Genomic DNA, 17,238 nt, shown 5'->3' on the forward strand with positions numbered 1-17,238 from the left:
TCAGCCGATTCCGGGGATGAGGGAGATGAGGAGGTCGATGATCTTGATGCCGATGAAGGGGGCGATCAGTCCGCCGATGCCGTAGATCCCGAGGTTGCGGCGGAGCATCTTGTCGGCGCTGACCGGCCGGTACTGCACGCCCCGCAGGGAGAGCGGGACCAGCGCGATGATGACCAGCGCGTTGAAGATGACCGCGGAGAGGATCGCGGAGTCGGGCGAGGCCAGGTGCATGATGTTGAGCTTGTCGAGGCCCGGGTAGACGGCCGCGAACAGCGCCGGGATGATCGCGAAGTACTTCGCGACGTCGTTGGCGATGGAGAACGTCGTCAACGCGCCCCGGGTGATGAGGAGTTGCTTGCCGATCTCGACGATCTCGATGAGCTTGGTCGGGTTCGAGTCGAGGTCGACCATGTTGCCGGCCTCCTTCGCGGCCGACGTTCCGGTGTTCATCGCGACGCCGACGTCCGCCTGGGCCAGCGCGGGCGCGTCGTTCGTGCCGTCACCGGTCATCGCGACCAGCTTGCCGCCGGCCTGCTCCCGCTTGATGAGCGCCATCTTGTCCTCGGGAGTGGCCTCCGCGAGGAAGTCGTCGACGCCCGCCTCCTCGGCGATCGCCTTGGCGGTCAGCGGGTTGTCGCCCGTGATCATGACGGTTTTGATGCCCATGCGGCGCAGTTCGTCGAACCGCTCGCGCATGCCCGCCTTGACGACGTCCTTGAGGTGGATGACGCCCAACACCCGTGCGCCTTCGGTGTCTTCGACCGCCACGAGCAGCGGGGTGCCGCCGGCCGCGGAGATCCGGTCGGTGAGCGCGCCGGCGTCCTCGGACACCTCGCCGCCCCGCTCCCGGACCCAGGTGACGACCGAACCGGCCGCGCCCTTGCGGATCTTGCGCCCGTCGACGTCCACACCCGACATCCGGGTCTGCGCGGTGAAGGCGATCCACTCGGCGTGGGCCAACTCGCCCTGGTGGCGCTCCCGCAGACCGTACTTCTCCTTCGCCAGGACGACGATGGAACGACCCTCGGGCGTCTCGTCGGCCAGCGAGGAGAGCTGGGCGGCGTCGGCGACCTCGGCCTCGGTGGTGCCGGTCACCGGCACGAACTCGGAGGCCTGACGGTTGCCGAGGGTGATGGTGCCGGTCTTGTCGAGCAGCAGCGTCGAGACGTCACCGGCGGCCTCAACCGCCCTGCCGGACATGGCCAGTACGTTCCTCTGCACCAGTCGGTCCATGCCCGCGATGCCGATCGCGGAGAGCAGTGCGCCGATCGTGGTCGGGATCAGACAGACCAGCAGAGCCACCAGCACGATCATCGTGAGGTGCGTGCCCGCGTAGTCCGCGAACGGCGGCAGCGTGGCACAGGCGAGCAGGAAGACGATGGTGAGGGACGCCAACAGGATGTTCAGCGCGATCTCGTTGGGCGTCTTCTGCCGGGCGGCGCCCTCGACCAGGGCGATCATCCGGTCGATGAAGGTCTCGCCGGGCTTCGTCGTGATCTTGATGACGATGCGGTCGGAGAGGACCTTCGTACCGCCGGTGACGGCCGACCGGTCGCCGCCGGACTCACGGATGACGGGCGCGGACTCACCGGTGATGGCCGACTCGTCGACACTCGCCACTCCCTCTACGACGTCACCGTCGCCGGGGATGACGTCGCCGGCCTCGCACACGACCAGGTCGCCGATGCGCAGCTCGGTGCCGGGGACCTGCTCCTCGGTCGTGCCGTTGAGGCGGCGGGCCACCGTGTCGGTCTTGGCCTTGCGCAGGGTGTCGGCCTGGGCCTTGCCGCGGCCCTCGGCGACGGCCTCCGCCAGGTTGGCGAAGATGACGGTCAGCCACAGCCAGGCGCTGATCGCCCAGCCGAACCAGTCGCCCGGGTCCTTGAAGGAGAAGATCGTGGTCAGCACGGACCCGATCCACACCACGAACATGACGGGCGACTTGACCATCACGCGCGGGTCGAGCTTGCGGCAGGCGTCGGGCAGGGACCTGATCAGTTGCTTCGGGTCGAACAGGCCCGCGCCGACCCGTCCCTCGTCCTTGTGACCGGTCGGCACATCGCTGTGCGGCGCCCGGGTCGGAGTGGCAGTGGACATCGAGTCCTCTTGGTCTTCTTGGTTGTCTGTGCGGGTGGTCATGACGCCAGCCCCTCGGCCAGCGGTCCCAGCGCCAGCGCCGGGAAGTAGGTCAGACCGGTGATGATGAGGATCGCGCCCACCAACAGGCCGGTGAACAACGGCTTTTCGGTGCGCAGGGTTCCTGCCGTGACCGGCACCGGCTTCTGCTCGGCGAGCGAGCCGGCCAGCGCCAGCACGAACACCATCGGCAGGAAGCGGCCGAGCACCATCGCGAGTCCGGTCATGGTGTTGAACCAGTCGGTGTTCGCGTTCAGCCCGGCGAAGGCGGAGCCGTTGTTGTTGGCGGCTGAAGTGAAGGCGTACAGCACCTCGGAGAAGCCGTGCGCGCCGGAGTTGAGCATGGAGTGCGGCGGGGTCGGCAGCGCCATGGAGGCGGCCGCGAAGATCAGCACCAGGGCCGGGGTGATCAGGATGTAGCAGGCCGCGAGCTTCATCTCACGGGTGCCGATCTTCTTCCCCAGGTACTCGGGCGTACGGCCGACCATGAGCCCGGCGATGAACACCGCGATGACCGCCATGATCAGCATTCCGTAGAGGCCGGAGCCGGTGCCACCGGGTGCGATCTCACCCAACTGCATGCCCAGGATGGTGATTCCGCCGCCGAGACCGGTGAACGAGGAGTGGAAGGAGTCCACCGCGCCCGTCGAGGTCAGCGTCGTCGACACCGCGAAGATCGAGGAGGCGCCGACGCCGATGCGCGTCTCCTTGCCCTCCATCGCTCCGCCCGCGGCCTGCAACGCCGCGCCGTGGTGGGCGAATTCGGTCCACATCATCAGGGCGACGAAGCCGACCCAGATGGTGGCCATGGTGGCGAGGATCGCGTAGCCCTGCTTGATCGAGCCGACCATCACGCCGAAGGTGCGGGTCAGCGCGAACGGGATGACCAGCAGCAGGAAGATCTCGAAGAGGTTCGTGAACGGGGTCGGGTTCTCGAAGGGATGGGCGGAGTTGGCGTTGAAGTAGCCGCCGCCGTTGGTGCCGACCTCCTTGATGGCCTCCTGGGAGGCGACCGCGCCGCCGTTCCACTGCTGGTGGCCGCCCATGAACTGGCCGACCTCGTGGATCCCGGAGAAGTTCTGGATGGCGCCACAGGCGACGAGCACGAGCGCGGCTACGACGGACAGCGGCACCAGGATGCGGATGACGCCACGCACCAAGTCGGCCCAGAAGTTGCCGAGTTCACCGGTGCGCGAGCGCGCGAAGCCTCGTACGAGAGCCACCGCGACGGCGATACCGACGGCCGCGGAGACGAAGTTCTGCACAGCAAGCCCGGCGGTCTGCACGACGTGACCCATGGTCTGCTCGCCGTAGTACGACTGCCAGTTGGTGTTCGTCACGAACGACACGGCCGTGTTGAACGACTGCGCCGGGTTGACCGAGGAGAACCCCAGCGAGCCGGGCAGGATGCCCTGCAGGCGCTGGAGCAGATAGAGGAACAGGACGCCGACCGCCGAGAAGGCGAGCACGCTGCGCAGATACGCGGGCCAGCGCATCTCGGTGTTCGGGTCGGCACCGATGCCCTTGTAGATCCACTTCTCGACACGCAGGTGCTTGTCGGAGGAGTAGACCCTGGCCATGTAGTTGCCGAGGGGGATGTAGGCGAGTGCCAGCGCGCCTATGAGGGCGAGCAGCTGGAGGACGCCTGCGAGTACGGGACCCATGTCGTGGCTCAGAACCTCTCCGGGAAGATCAGGGCGAGGACGAGATAGCCCAGCAGGGCGACGGCCACGACGAGGCCGACGATGTTCTCGGCGGTCACAGCTTCGTCACCCCCTTGGCGACGAGGGCCACCAGCGCGAAGACCGCGATCGTGGTGACGACGAAGGCCAGATCGGCCATCGTGAGCTCCTGGAATGAGGTTCGGATGGAACGGACGCTTAGAGGTAACCGCGCCCGTGACCCGATTCGGCCGCCGTTGACGGCTCCCTTACGGCGACGCACACGCCTTTGACGCGACTCTTACGGCGGGGCCGCGAACCGGGCGCGTGCACCGCGCCCGGGGATCAGAACAGCCGGAACCGCAGCCGGCAGATCACCGCGTCCGTGTCCCGCCGTACGGCGTGGGCGACGAGGGCGCCCCGCTGGTTCTGGAGCAGGCGCTGCCACAGCCGTACGGGCTCCACCTCCGCGATCAGGACGGTGACCCGGGTGTCCGGTTCCGTCGCCGAGACGTCCCGTACGTAGGCGGCGATGGGGCGGCCCAACGTGCGGCGCTCGCAGGCGAGTCGGACCAGGGGGACGCCGGGGTCCCATTGGGCCCAGGCGCGTTCCAGGGCGTGGAGGCTGGCGCGGTCCTCGGGGTCCGGGTAGCAGACCGTGACCGCGCGTACCTCGTCGCCGAGGGAGGCGGCGGCCGTCAGTGCCTCGGAGGTGAGGCGGGAGAGGGACGAGACGGGCACGATCACGACGGACCGGTCGCGGTGCGGGGGTTCCGGGATACGGCCGAGGCCGAGCCGCTCGCCGATGTGCGCATAGGCGCGGTGCACGGTCTCGAAGGCCAGCACGAGCAGGGGCAGGGTGATCACGATCAACCAGGCGCCGTCCTCGAACTTGGTCGCGGTGACGACGACGGCCGCGACGCCGGTGAGGAGCGCGCCGAACCCGTTCAGCAGGGCTTTTCCACGCCAGCCGGTGCCGCGTTCGCCGCGCCAGTGCCGGACCATGCCGACCTGGGCGACGGTGAAGCCGACGAAGACGCCGATCGCGAAGAGCGGCACGAGGGTGTTGGTGTCGCCGCCGGAGAACACCAGCAGGCCCGCCGAGACCGCGGCCAGCGCAAGCACCCCGTGCCGGTGCACCTGGCGGTCGGCCTTGAGGGCGAAGACGTGCGGGAGGTAGTTGTCGCGGGCCAGCAGCTTCAGCAGGACCGGCAGCCCGCCGAAGGACGTGTTCGCGGACAGGGCGAGCAGGATCATCGTCGCGAACTGGATGACGTAGAAAGCCCAGTTGTGGCCGAGCGAGGCGTCCGCGAGCTGGGCGAGGACGGTGACTCCCTGGACCGGCTGCAGGTGGAAGCGGGAGATCAGCACCGACAGGCCGATCAGCATCACGCCGAGCACCGCGCCGAGGGCGACCTCCGCGCGCTGGGCCCGCTTCGCGCGGGGCGTGCGGAAGGACGGCACGGCGTTGGCGATGGCCTCGACGCCGGTGAGGGCGCTGCATCCGGAGGCGAAGGCCTTCAGCAACAGCAGGGTGCCGACGCTCGTGGCGTTGTCGGCGAGCGCGGAGGCGTGTCCGTCGGCGGTCGCGGTGCTCACCGGCGCGGACCGGAACAGGCCGACCGCGATCAGCACGAGGATGGAGCCGACGAACACGACGGTCGGCACGATGAAGGCGCGGGCCGACTCGACGATCCCGCGCAGGTTCACCGCCGTGACCAGCACGAGCACGGCGAGGCAGAGCCACAGCCGGTCGTCGTAGAGTCCCGGAAACGCCGAGGTCAGAGCCGCGACACCGGCGGTGACCGCCACGGCGACGTTCAGGACGTAGTCCAGCACCAGCGAGGCAGCCGCCACCAGGCTGGTCCGCGCGCCCAGGTGGGTCTTCGCCACGGCGTAGGAGCCGCCGCCGTCCGGGAAGGCCGCGATGACCTGCCGGTACGAGGCGACGAGCACCGCGAGCAGACCGGCGATGGCGAGCGTGACCGGCAGGGTGAAGCCGAGCCCGTGCGCACCGGCGGCGGCCAGCACGAGGACGATCGCCTCGGGCCCGTAGGCGACCGACGCCATGGCGTCCAGGGACAGCGCGGCGAACCCGGCGAGGGCGGTCAGCCGGTGGCGTTCGCCGGTATCCGGGGGCTCCTCGTCGGCCGGTGTCTCACCCGGCTGGACAGTCAGAACGGTCATGCTGGTGGCTCCTTCACGTACGGACGCGCGGTGACGGGAACGCGCGGGTGCGCTTCAGGTTCTGTCCCGCCGCCGCCGGTTTCTCCTTCTCCTTGCGTCTTCTTCGCGCCGAACACGCGTTCTTTGACGCGAACTTGACGACCGTGTGACCAGGGCAACTGCCCGCCACCGCTGCGACGGCGTCAAGAACCGCCGGCCACCCGTCAGAGTCGCGTCAAGGCCCGGCCCCCGCACGCCCGGAGTCCCTACCGTCACCACCATGGGACGCCCCGACGACGCGCACGCGTCCGCGCACGACCGCCGGTGGAGGCGCGACCTGCGCGACACGTTCCGCTGCGCGGGCGCGCTGCTCGGACTCCTGCTGCTCGTCGACGACTTGAGCGGCCGGCTCACCCTGTGGCGCGGCGCGCTCTGGCTCGCCCTCGCCGTCCTGCTCCTCGTGGTGCTGTACCCCGCCCGGATCCGGGCGGGCGAAGGCTGGCTGTCCTCACGCGGGCTGCTGCGCGAACGCCACGTCCGCACGGACCGGCTCAAGTCCGTACGCTGCCTGGACGGGGTCTCTCAACGGCTGGTCCTGCGCGACGAGTTGGGCGGCCGGGTGGAGATCGATCCCGATGTGCTGGTGCAGAACCCGGACCTGTGGCACCGGGTCTCCGAGGACTCCCGCAAGTCGGTGGCTTCCGGCTCGCTCACATGCGGGGCGACCGCGCTGCGCCGGGTCGCGGAACGCGTCGAGCGCGAGACCGCGGAGACCGTGTTCAAGATGTCCGGCCTGGAGTAGCGGCCGCTGTTGAGGCTGTCGGGTCCATCCGTTCGGCCAACGGCAAGGACACGACCATCGTCAGGCCTCCACCCGGCGTGTCCTCAGGTGTGAGCGTCCCGTTCATCGCCTCGGTGAGGCCGCGCGCGAGGGCGAGACCCAGCCCGAGCCCGGTGGTGTTGTCCGTGTCGCCGAGCCTCTGGAAGGGCTCAAAGAGCCTCTCGCGCCCGGTAGTTGGCAGCCCAGGGCCTCGGTCTACGACCCTCAACTCCACCCGCCCGCCCAGCGCACTGGCGGTGACCATGACCCGCCGCCCGGCCGGGGTGTGCCGGGCCGCGTTGCCGGCCAGGTTGGCGATCACACGTTCCAGCAGCGGCGGATCGACGAGCACCGGCGGAATCGACTCCACGTCCCGCAGATCCACATCGGGCACGTCCGCGAGCGCCATCGGCAGCACCTCCTCCAGACTCGTGGCCCGCAGGCTCAATGGAAGGACGCCCGCCTCAAGCCGACTCAGGTCGAGGAGGTTCTCCAGCAACCGGTTCAGCTTGGCCATCGACTCGTCGGCGGTGGCGAGGAGTTCGTCACGATCCTCGGCGGAGAACTCGACATCCCGCCCGCGCAACGAGGTGACGGCCGCCCACCCCGCAGCGAGCGGCGTCCGCAGATCGTGTCCTACGGCCCGCAGCAGCGCGGTACGCAAACGGTCGGCGGCCTTCACCGGCTCGATCTCGGCGGCGGCTTCGGCGAGTTGGGCCCGTTCGACGGCGGAGCCGACATGCGCGGCGAAGGCGGCCAGCACCCGGCGCTCCGAGGATGACAGGGTGCGTCCGCGCAAGACCAGGTAGGCGCCGGGACCGGCGGGGACGGTGGTGACACCGACCCCGACCTCGTGGTCCGGTGGCTCGTCGACGAGTTCCGCCGAGTCGGTGCCGAAGGTCTCGCGGGTGCGTTCCAGCAGGGCCGGGATCGTCTGGCCGCCGCGCACGATGCTGCCCGCGAGGGACGACATCGTCTCCGCCTCGGCGGTGGCACGCGCCGAGCGGCGGGAGAGTCGTAGCGAACGGTCGACCACGGCGGCCACGGTTGCCGCGACCACTGTGAACACCCCTAGCGCCAGAAGGGCGTTGGGGTCGTTCAGGGTGAACTGCCCGATGGGCGGGATGAACCAGTAGTTGAGCAGCAGCGAGGCCGTGACCGACGCGATGACCGCCGAGGCCACGCCGCCTATGCAGGCCACCCCGACCACGGCGAGCAGGAACAGCAGCGCCTCGCTGGTGAGGTTGACCGTGCCGCGCACCTGGGCGAGGCAGACGGTGAGCAGGACCGGCAGCACAAGTCCCGCCACGGGCCCGGCAATTAGCCGTGCCGTCGAGAGAGTACGGCGGCGGGACGGCAGCAGGGTGCCGCGCCCGGCCCGCTCGTGGGTGACTCGATGAACGTCGATGTCTCCGGACAACTCGGTCACCGTCTCGCCCGTGCCGGGCCCGGTCAGGAACCGCTCGAACCGGCCCCGGCGGCTGGTGCCGAGGACGAGTTGGGTGGCGTTCTCGGTGCGGGCGAACTCGACCAGGGCGGTGGCGACACCGTCGCCGACCACCGAGTGGTAGCTGCCGCCCAGGTCCTCGACGAGGCGCCGCTGCCGGGCGAGCGAGGCATGGGACACCCCGGCGGCGAGTCCGTCGCTGCGGGCCACGTGCACAGCGAGCAGATCGCCGCCGGCGGACCGGTCGGCGATGCGGGCCGCGCGCCGGATGAGCGTGTCGCCCTCGGGCCCGCCGGTGAGCGCGACGACCACCCGTTCCCGGGTCTCCCACACCCCGCCGATCGCGTGCTCGGCGCGGTAGGTGTGCAGGGCCTCGTCGACCCGGTCGGCGACCCACAGCAGCGCCAACTGCCGCAGGGCGGTGAGGTTTCCGGGCCGGAAGTAGTTGGCGAGGGCCGCGTCGATCTTCTCCGGTGTGTAGATGTTGCCGTGCGCCATGCGCCGCCGGAGTCCCTCGGGCGGCATGTCGATCAACTCGATCTGGTGGGCCCGGCGTACGACGTCGTCGGGCACCGTCTCGTGCTGCGGGACCCCGGTGATCTTCTCGACGACGTCCTTGAGCGAGGCCAGATGCTGCACGTTGACGGCGGTGACGACGTCGATGCCGGCGGCGAGCAGCACATCGATGTCCTGCCAGCGCTTGGCGTTGCGCCCGCCGCCGGGGACGTTGCTGTGCGCGAACTCGTCGACGACGGCGACCTCGGGGTTGCGCGCGAGCACGGCGGGGAGGTCCATCTCCTCGAACTCCCCGCCCCGGTAAGCGCATTGGGCGCGCGCGACGACCTCCAGGCCGTCGAGCATCGCCTCGGTGCGCGGGCGCCCGTGGCACTCCGCGAACCCCACCACCACATCGGCGCCGCGAGCGGCCCGGCGCCGTGCCTCGTCGAGCATGCGGTAGGTCTTGCCGACACCCGGGGCCGCCCCGAGGTAGACCTTCAGTCGCCCGCGTCGTACGTCGTTCATCGCCTCCCAGACAAGCGCCCCGCAGCCCCTCGGGCGGGCTTCTTGACGCGTCTCTGGCGCCGCCCGCGAGGACGTTGACACTGTCTTGACGGCGCCCGGCCGGGTTAGGGTGACCGCGGTGTGCCGGGAAGTCTGGTCGGCGGGGAGTCCGCATGGGCTCGTCCAAGACCACAAGGGGACGGCATGCGCGGCGTCGGTACGGTTCTGGCACTCGTGGTTCTGGCGACGCTGGTCGCGACGTTCGCCCGCCGCTGGCGGATCCCCGCTCCCTCCCTGCTCGTCGTCGCCGGCCTCGCCGTGGCCCTGCTGCCAGGCACCCCGGCGATCGAGATCAGCCCGGACGTGATCGGCCTGGTCGTCCTGCCGCCGCTCCTGTACGCCAGCGCCGAGGAGATGTCCTGGCGCGAACTGAAGGCGGTGTGGAAGCCGGTAGGGATCCTCGCGATCGGCCTGGTCCTCGCGTCGGCAGCAGCCGTGGGCTGGGTGGCATCGACAGTCACCCCACTCTCCTGGCAGATGGCGTTCGTGCTCGGCGCGGTCCTGGCCAGCACCGACCCGGTCGCCGTCACCGCACTGGGCCGACGGCTCGCCCTGCCGCCCCGGGTCCAGGTCCTGGTCCAGGCGGAGTCCCTCTTCAACGACGCGACCTCGCTGGTCCTGTTCCGGGTCGCGGTGAGCGTCGCCGTGGCCTCGGCGGCGGCCAACTGGGGTGCGGCGGGCGGGGAGTTCGTCGTGCTCGCGGGCGGCGGCACGGTCATCGGGGCGGCCGTCGCCTACGTCGTCACCCTGATCCGGCGGCGCACCGAGGACCCGGTCCTGGAGACGGTGATCTCCCTGGTCACGCCGTACGCGGCCTACGTCCTGGCGGAGGGCGCCCACACGTCCGGCGTGACGTCGGTCGTGGTCGCCGGGGTCGTCCTCGGCGGTCGCGGCGACCGCCTCACCAACGCCCGCATCAGGCTCCAACTGCACGCCGTCTACGGCACGGTGGTGTTCCTGCTGGAGAGCGTGGTGTTCTCCCTGATCGGATTGGCGCTGCCCGCCCAGGTGCGGGCACTGTCCGACGGCGACCGCGCGTGGCCCCTGTACGCGCTCGCGGTGGCGGGCACCCTGATCGCCGTACGACTGCTGTGGCTGGCGCCGCTGTCGGCGGTGGTGCAGCGCAAGGGCGGTGTGCACAGGGTGAATTGGCGGGTGCCGATGGTCCTGACGTGGGCGGGCACCCGGGGTGTCCTCCCGCTGGCGGCGGCCCTGTCGATCCCCGAGGTCACCAAGACCGGCGCCACCCTGACCGACCGCCCCCTCGTCCTGGTCCTCACCACGTCGGTCGTGGTCGTCACCCTCGTCGTCCAGGGCTTCACCCTCGCGCCGGTCGTCCGCCGCTCCGGAATCGCCCTCGAACCCGACCACACGGAACGCGAAGAGGCCTCCGCCCGCTGCCGGTTGGCCGACGCGGGCATCCGCCGCCTGGACGAACTGGCCGAGCTGGAAGCGGTCCCGGACGTGGTCCTCGACCGCCTCCGCCGCGGCCTCAACGCCCGCCTCGACGACGCCCGTGACCGCCTCTCCGACAACAACGGCCAAGCGGCCCACGCGGAGTCGGCCGACCTGGTCTACCGCCAACTCCGCCGCGACCTGATCGCCGTGGAGACGGTCGAACTGCAGCGCCTCTACGACGACCACACCATCAGCGACACGACCCGCAGGCGCCTCCAGCGGTCCTTGGACCTGGAGGAGGCACGGCTGGCGGACGTGTGACCGCTCACCGGAACCCGGCGGGCCGCACCCCGCTCCCGGTAACTCTCGGTGTCCGCCGAAGACCACCGCCCGCCCATCACCCCCATACAGCCCAACGTGCCCCAGATCGGTCCCGGCCACCCCTTCCTGATGCGCCCCCTCCCCCAACCCGGCCAGTCTTAACGCAAGATTGACGCCGAAGGCCCCCGCATCCGTGGGCCCACGCGTCACTCTCCGCTTACGCTAGTGCCGCCGTCCGCGTGATGGCCAGAGACCACACGCTGACCCGCACTCCAGGAGCACGCCGATGGCCACCACCGAACACCCTCCTCCCAGTCGCCTGCGCGCCTGGATGCTGGAGGGGCTGGCCGACATGGGCAAGGGCGGGCAGCAGGCCACGCGGAGCGCGCCGGAACCCGAGCTGCACGTCCACCAGGGCCAGCGCTGGTGGCGGGTGATGTGCCTGACCGGCGTCGACTACTTCTCCACCCTCGGCTACCAACCCGGCATCGCGGCCCTCGCCGCCGGCCTGCTCTCCCCCGTCGCGACGATCGTCCTCGTGATCGTCACCCTGGCCGGCGCCCTCCCGGTGTACCGCCGCGTCGCCGAGGAGAGCCCGCACGGCGAGGGCTCCATCGCGATGCTGGAGCGGCTGCTGTCGTTCTGGAAGGGCAAGCTGTTCGTCCTGACCCTGCTCGGGTTCGCGGCGACGGACTTCCTGATCACGATCACCCTGTCGGCGGCGGACGCCTCCACCCACCTCGTGGAGAACCCGCACCTGACGAGCATGCTGCACGACAAGCAGATGCTGATCACGCTGATCCTGGTGGCCCTGCTCGGCGCGGTGTTCCTCAAGGGCTTCCTGGAGGCGATCGGCGTCGCCGTGTACCTGGTGGCGGCCTATCTCAGCCTCAACGTCGTCGTCGTGATCGTCGGCATGTGGCACGTGGTCACCGAGGAACATGTCGTCACTGACTGGACGAGCGCCCTGACCACCGAACACGGCAACATCTTCGCGATGATCGGCGTGAGCCTGCTGGTCTTCCCCAAACTCGCCCTCGGCCTCTCCGGCTTCGAGACCGGCGTCGCCGTCATGCCGCACGTCGAGGGCGACCCGGACGACACCCACGACAACCCCAAGGGCCGTATCCGCGACACCAAGAAGCTGCTGACGACCGCCGCGCTCATCATGAGCGTGTTCCTGATCGCCACCAGCTTCATCACCACCGTGCTGATCCCGGAGAAGGAGTTCAAGGCGGGCGGTCAGGCCAACGGCCGCGCGCTCGCGTATCTCTCGCACGAGTACCTGGGCAACGCCTTCGGCACGGTCTACGACCTCTCCACCATCGCCATCCTGTGGTTCGCCGGCGCCTCCGCGATGGCCGGCCTCCTCAACCTGATGCCGCGCTATCTCCCCCGCTACGGCATGGCCCCGCACTGGGCCCGCGCCGTCCGCCCGATGGTGATCGTCTTCACCCTGGTCGCGTTCCTGGTCACCTGGATCTTCGACGCCAGCGTCGACGCCCAGGGCGGCGCCTACGCCACCGGCGTCCTCGTCCTCATGTCCTCCGCGGCGATCGCGGTCACCATCGCGGCCCGCCGCGCCCAGCAGCGCAACTGGACCGTCGTCTTCGGCATCGTCTCCGCGGTCCTCCTCTACGTCACCGTCGTCAACGTCATCGAACGCCCCGACGGCGTGAAGATCGGCGCCTGCTTCATCGCCGGCATCATCCTGGTCTCCCTGCTGTCCCGGCTGGCCCGCGCCTTCGAACTCCGCGTGACGAGCGTGCAGTTGGACTCCATGGCGGAACGATTCATCCGCGACATGGCCAGCCGGAAGATCCGCTTCGTCGCCAACGAGCCCGACCGCCGTGACAAGGCCGAGTACCGGGACAAGATCGAGCAGATCCGCAACGACAACGACATCCCCGGCGAGGACTTCGTGTTCGTCGAGGTGACGGTCCTCGACGCCTCCGAGTTCGAGGCGGGCCTGACGGTGCGCGGCGAGGTCCTGCACGGCCGCTACCGGGTCCTGACCCTGGAGTCGTCCTCCATCCCCAACGCCCTGGCCGCGCTGATGCTGCACGTCCGCGACTCGACGGGCCGTATCCCGCACATGTACTTCGAGTGGACCGAGGGCAACCCGTTCGCCAACTTCCTCCGCTTCTTCCTCTTCGGCCAGGGCGAGGTCGCCCCGGTCACCCGCGAGGTCCTGCGCGAGGCGGAACCGGACCGCACACGACGCCCGCGCGTCCACACGGGCTGACCGCACACCGCGACCGCGTATGCACACCGGCGACCGTTCGCAGACCGCCCGAGCCGACGTCACCGTAAGAGGCACGACAAAATCCGGCACCGGTGTGTAAGAGCCCCGTCAGCGGCCCGCGCGGCGCGCTCGTGGCGGCCTACCGTCGGCCTCATGCCGCACAGCACCCTCCCACCGGACCCGACCGGCGACCGCCACTGGCGTGGCGACGCCCGGCTGGCGACGGGCTGCGCGCTCGGCTTCCTCGTCATGACCCTGCTGGTCGACGGGGAAGCCGGAACCCTCACCCTGATCCGCGCCCTGCTGTGGTTCGCCCTGTCGGCAGTGCTCTTCGTCGTCCTGCTGCCGCACCGCGTCACCGCGGGCCCCGGCTGGCTCACCGTGGACAGCCCGCTGCTCCGACGCACGGTGCACACGGACGCGCTGACCGTCGTACGACAGTACGGCGACGTCTCCACACGCCTGGTCCTGCGGGACACGTACGGTCAATGGCTTGAACTGGACCCCCGGGTCCTGGTCGCCAACCCCCTGCTCTGGCACGAGCTGGACACGGGCATGCGGCACTCGATGGAACGCGGCACACTGCGCCAGGGCACCGATGTCCGGCGTCACCTGGGTCATCTGATCGACGACGAGACCGCGCGGTCGGTCCTCAGGGCGTCGGGGATTTCCTGACCCCGCGCCGCGTCCGGCGCACCACGACCTTCCCCAGCCGTATCTGCCCGACGATCTCGATCCGCAGGCCGACCGGCGCATCGGCGTCAGCGCGCCCGCGCTTCTTGATCTTCCCGTAGCTGAACACCAGGGAGTCGGTGTCCACCACGATGCCCGGCGGGATCAGCAGCCGTAGCGCACCGAGGTGCATGTCGAGGTCGATGCGGAGCGTGGGCTGGGTGATCACCGCCTGGGTGAAGTCGAGTGTCACGTCGCCCAGGCTCGACTGGATCTCCAACCGGCGTGGCACCACCCAGCCGTCACCGCGCTGCGCCGAACCGCCGTGCTGCTCGATGCGGACGACGTCCCTGACCTCGGCCGCGACCGTACCGGCAACCACCGGCAGGTCGGCCGTCAGGACCGCCAACTCGCCCATGGTGCGGGCGGTCAGGGCCGCCTCGACGCGCTCGTCGAGTTCCTCGGCGGTCAGCCGTCCGTCACCGGCCGCGCCGGTCAGCACGTCCACGACGCGGTCCCGGTCCGCATGCGAGGCCCGCAAAGCGGTCGTGCTCATCAGCTCACCCGACATACCCTCACCCCGATCGACGGACTGACGCTATATCGCGTTATACCCCAGAGCCAACCCCCCGTCCACCGGTTCACGTTTCTGGCCCTAGGGTGGCGCGTATGCAGTCCTACACAATCGGCCAGGCGGCGCGGCTGCTCGGCGTGAGCCCGGACACCGCGCGCCGGTGGGCGGACGCGGGCCGGGTGACGACCCACCGCGACGAGGGCGGCCGTCGGCTCATCGACGGGGTCGCTCTGGCCGCGTTCTCGGTCGAGTTGGCGAAGGCGGGCGAGGTCGAGGAGGACCCTTCCTACACCTCGGTCCGCAACGCCTTCCCTGGCATCGTCACCGCGATCAAGCTCGGCGATGTCGCGGCCCAGGTCGAGATCCAGTCGGGCCCGCACCGGCTGGTCTCCCTGCTGACCCGCGAGGCCGTCGAGGAACTCGGCCTGGAGGTCGGCATGGAGGCCACCGCCCGCGTGAAGTCGACGAACGTGCACATCGACCGCGTGTGAGACGTGCGGTGGCCTCCGTCCGTCACCGCGTCACTTGTTGACCGAGTAGGAGTGCGCGCCGGTACCCGCCAACGCCCCGCCGTCCACGATCAGATACTCGTCCCGGATGGGCCGCCCCGCGAAGAACGCCTCCAGGATCTCCCGCGTGCCCGCCGCGTACCGGGCCTGCGCCGACAGCGACGAACCGGAGATGTGCGGGGTCATCCCGTGGTGCGGCATGGTGCGCCAGGGGTGGTCCGCCGGGGCGGGCTGCGGGAACCAGACGTCACCGGCGTAACCCGCCAACTGCCCACCGCGCAGGGCCCGGTCGACGGCGTCCCGGTCGACGATCTTCGCCCGCGCGGTGTTGATGAGATAGGCGCCGCGCTTCATCTGCGCGAGCAGCTTGTCGCCGAACAGCCCCTCCGTCTCGGGGTGCAGCGGCGCGTTGATGGTCACGACGTCGCAGTGCGGCACCATGTCCTCGGCACTCTCGTGCCAGGTCAGCCCCAACTCCCGCTCCACGTCCCCGGGAAGCCGGTGCCGGTCGGTGTAGTGCAGCTTGACGTCGAAGGGCGCGAGCCGCCGCAGCACCGCGAGCCCGATCCGCCCCGCGGCGACCGTCCCGACGTGCATGCCTTCGAGGTCGTACGAACGGGCCACGCAGTCCGCGATGTTCCAGCCGCCGTCGAGCACGACCTGGTGGGACGGCAGGTAGTTGCGCACGAGGGACAGCGTCATCATCACGACGTGTTCGGCGACGCTGATGCTGTTGCAGTACGTCACCTCGGCGACCGTCACGCCGTGCGAGATCGCCGAGTCGAGGTCGACGTGGTCGGAGCCGATGCCGGCGGTGACCGCGAGCTTGAGGTTCTTGGCGGCGGCGATGCGCTCCGGGGTGAGGTACGCGGGCCAGAACGGCTGCGAGATCACGATGTCGGCGTCGACCAGTTCCCGGTCGAAGACCGAGCCCTCGCCGTCCTTGTCGGAGGTGACGACCAGGGTGTGCCCGGCCGCCTCCAGGTAGGCACGCAGGCCGAGTTCACCGGAGACGCTGCCGAGCAACTGGCCCGGGGTGAAGTCGACCGCCTCGGGAGTGGGGGTGGTCTGGCCGCCGGGGTAGTGGTCGATCACCGGCAGGTCGTCGCGGGCGTACGAGGTCGGGTATCCGTCGATCGGGTCGTCGTACAGGACACAGAGAACCTTGGCCATGTCGCGGCTCCTCAACTCCGTTGTCGGAAGATGCACTTCACGATCCTCGGGGTGAATCGCCCTGGTCAAAGCGAACGTTGCTATGCCGACATAGCCCGCTCCTATCAACGACCGTCAGCGTCCGTCGCCGCCCAGATAGGTGTGCAGCAGTGCGTCGAGCTCGTCCCGTACGCCCGCCTCCCTCGCCACCTTCAACAGCGCCTCCGCCAGCACCGATCGGGGCTCGCTGCGGGCGACGACCAGTCCGACCCGGGGCCCGTGCGCGGGCCCCTTCAGCGGTACGACCCGCATCCCCTCCGGTACGTCGAACATGTGCAGCCACGCATGCGAGATCACGCTGGACCAACGGCCGCCCGGCAGCAGCGTGTAGAGCCCGGCGACGCTGTCCGACTCGATCGCCGGGGAGGCCGTCGCGCCCTCGGCCGCGAAGCACTCGTCGATGATGCGGCGGTTGCGCATCCGCGAGTTGAGCAGGCAGAGGGGAAGAGTCGCCGCCTGGGCCCAACTGGCCTTGGAGACACCGGCAAGTGGCCCGTCGACGGGCGTGAGGAGCACATACCGCTCCTCGTAGAGCGGGAGTCGGCGGACGTTGCGGAGCGTGTCGTCGTCCAGGTACGTCATCGCCGCGTCCAGCTCGAACTCGGCGAGCCCCTGGGTGATGCCGACGGACGACAGCGACTCCAGGGCGACCCGGGCCCGGGGATGCCGTACGCAGAACGGGGTGGTGAGAAGGGACGCGGCGGGCAGCGCGGTGGGCACCACACCCAGCCGCAGCGTGCCGGTCAGTCCACCCCGCAGCACCGACAACTCCTGGTGCAGCGCGTCCCGTTCGGCCAGGATGCGGTGCGCCCAGGCCAGCACCACCTCGCCCTCCGGGGTCAGCCCCTCGTACCGTCTGCCGCGCCGCACGATCGGTACGTCCAAGTCGTGTTCCAGGCGACGGATCGCGGCCGAGAGCGAGGGCTGCGAGACGTAACAGGCCGCAGCGGCGCGCGCGAAGTGCCGCTCACGGGCGAGCGCGACCAGGTACTCCAGCTGACGCAGCAACATGTCC

At 70.1% G+C, this 17,238-nt stretch carries 13 protein-coding genes; 5 read left to right on the forward strand and 8 right to left on the reverse strand.

What is annotated here, in order from left to right; translation table 11 throughout:
* The 4 genes from kdpB to OG496_RS13100 all read right to left on the reverse strand — a co-directional run bounded on the left by kdpB (nt 1) and on the right by OG496_RS13100 (nt 5,984).
* Entirely contained in the window at nt 1-2,139 is a 2,139-nt protein-coding gene (gene kdpB, locus OG496_RS13085; RefSeq protein ID WP_405970993.1) for a potassium-transporting ATPase subunit KdpB, read from the reverse strand.
* Nucleotides 2,136-3,800 carry a potassium-transporting ATPase subunit KdpA gene (gene kdpA, locus OG496_RS13090; RefSeq protein ID WP_366497333.1) on the reverse strand — a complete coding sequence of 555 codons (1,665 nt, stop codon included), beginning with the start codon at nt 3,798-3,800 and terminating at the stop codon, nt 2,136-2,138. Before kdpA ends, kdpB begins: the two co-directional genes overlap by 4 nt.
* Before the next feature lie 8 nt (nt 3,801-3,808).
* Entirely contained in the window at nt 3,809-3,898 is a 90-nt protein-coding gene (kdpF, locus tag OG496_RS13095) for a K(+)-transporting ATPase subunit F (RefSeq protein WP_016434100.1), read from the reverse strand.
* Between the two features lie 244 nt (nt 3,899-4,142).
* Nucleotides 4,143-5,984, reverse strand: a complete 1,842-nt coding sequence (locus OG496_RS13100; RefSeq protein ID WP_405970994.1) for an APC family permease — start codon at nt 5,982-5,984, stop codon at nt 4,143-4,145.
* A gap of 259 nt (nt 5,985-6,243) precedes the next feature.
* Here OG496_RS13100 and OG496_RS13105 point away from each other — a divergent pair, with 259 nt between their 5' ends.
* The gene (locus tag OG496_RS13105; protein ID WP_405970995.1) at nt 6,244-6,765 is read left to right on the forward strand and encodes a hypothetical protein; all 522 of its coding nucleotides are present in this window, start codon (nt 6,244-6,246) and stop codon (nt 6,763-6,765) included.
* Here OG496_RS13105 and OG496_RS13110 read toward each other — a convergent pair.
* Nucleotides 6,743-9,253: an ATP-binding protein gene (locus OG496_RS13110; protein WP_405970996.1), complete on the reverse strand. Its 2,511-nt coding sequence runs from the start codon at nt 9,251-9,253 to the stop codon at nt 6,743-6,745. The two genes, OG496_RS13105 and OG496_RS13110, sit on opposite strands and share 23 nt — an antisense overlap.
* Before the next feature lie 183 nt (nt 9,254-9,436).
* On the opposite strand from OG496_RS13110, the gene OG496_RS13115 reads away from it, so the two are divergent.
* The 3 genes from OG496_RS13115 to OG496_RS13125 all read left to right on the forward strand — a co-directional run bounded on the left by OG496_RS13115 (nt 9,437) and on the right by OG496_RS13125 (nt 13,931).
* The gene (locus OG496_RS13115) at nt 9,437-11,011 is read left to right on the forward strand and encodes a Na+/H+ antiporter (protein WP_405970997.1); all 1,575 of its coding nucleotides are present in this window, start codon (nt 9,437-9,439) and stop codon (nt 11,009-11,011) included.
* Nucleotides 11,012-11,297: 286 nt separating this feature from the next.
* Complete coding sequence (locus OG496_RS13120) at nt 11,298-13,256, forward strand: amino acid transporter (RefSeq protein ID WP_366497338.1); 1,959 nt, start codon at nt 11,298-11,300, stop codon at nt 13,254-13,256.
* Between the two features lie 153 nt (nt 13,257-13,409).
* Nucleotides 13,410-13,931 carry a hypothetical protein gene (locus OG496_RS13125; RefSeq protein WP_405970998.1) on the forward strand — a complete coding sequence of 174 codons (522 nt, stop codon included), beginning with the start codon at nt 13,410-13,412 and terminating at the stop codon, nt 13,929-13,931.
* Here OG496_RS13125 and OG496_RS13130 read toward each other — a convergent pair.
* Nucleotides 13,909-14,499, reverse strand: a complete 591-nt coding sequence (locus OG496_RS13130; protein ID WP_405970999.1) for a DUF1707 domain-containing protein — start codon at nt 14,497-14,499, stop codon at nt 13,909-13,911. The genes OG496_RS13125 and OG496_RS13130 overlap by 23 nt on opposite strands.
* 98 nt (nt 14,500-14,597) lie before the next feature.
* Here OG496_RS13130 and OG496_RS13135 point away from each other — a divergent pair, with 98 nt between their 5' ends.
* The gene (locus OG496_RS13135; RefSeq protein WP_366497341.1) at nt 14,598-14,993 is read left to right on the forward strand and encodes a helix-turn-helix transcriptional regulator; all 396 of its coding nucleotides are present in this window, start codon (nt 14,598-14,600) and stop codon (nt 14,991-14,993) included.
* A 30-nt stretch (nt 14,994-15,023) separates the two neighbouring features.
* On the opposite strand, the gene OG496_RS13140 is transcribed toward OG496_RS13135, so the two are convergent.
* Nucleotides 15,024-16,184, reverse strand: coding sequence for an NAD-dependent formate dehydrogenase (locus OG496_RS13140; RefSeq protein WP_405971000.1), 1,161 nt, complete (start codon nt 16,182-16,184; stop codon nt 15,024-15,026).
* A 114-nt stretch (nt 16,185-16,298) separates the two neighbouring features.
* Entirely contained in the window at nt 16,299-17,234 is a 936-nt protein-coding gene (locus OG496_RS13145) for a LysR substrate-binding domain-containing protein (RefSeq protein ID WP_405971001.1), read from the reverse strand.
* Nucleotides 17,235-17,238: the final 4 nt, after the last annotated feature.

Source organism: Streptomyces sp. NBC_00988 (assembly GCF_045162645.1).
In the GTDB taxonomy this organism is placed as follows: domain Bacteria; phylum Actinomycetota; class Actinomycetes; order Streptomycetales; family Streptomycetaceae; genus Streptomyces.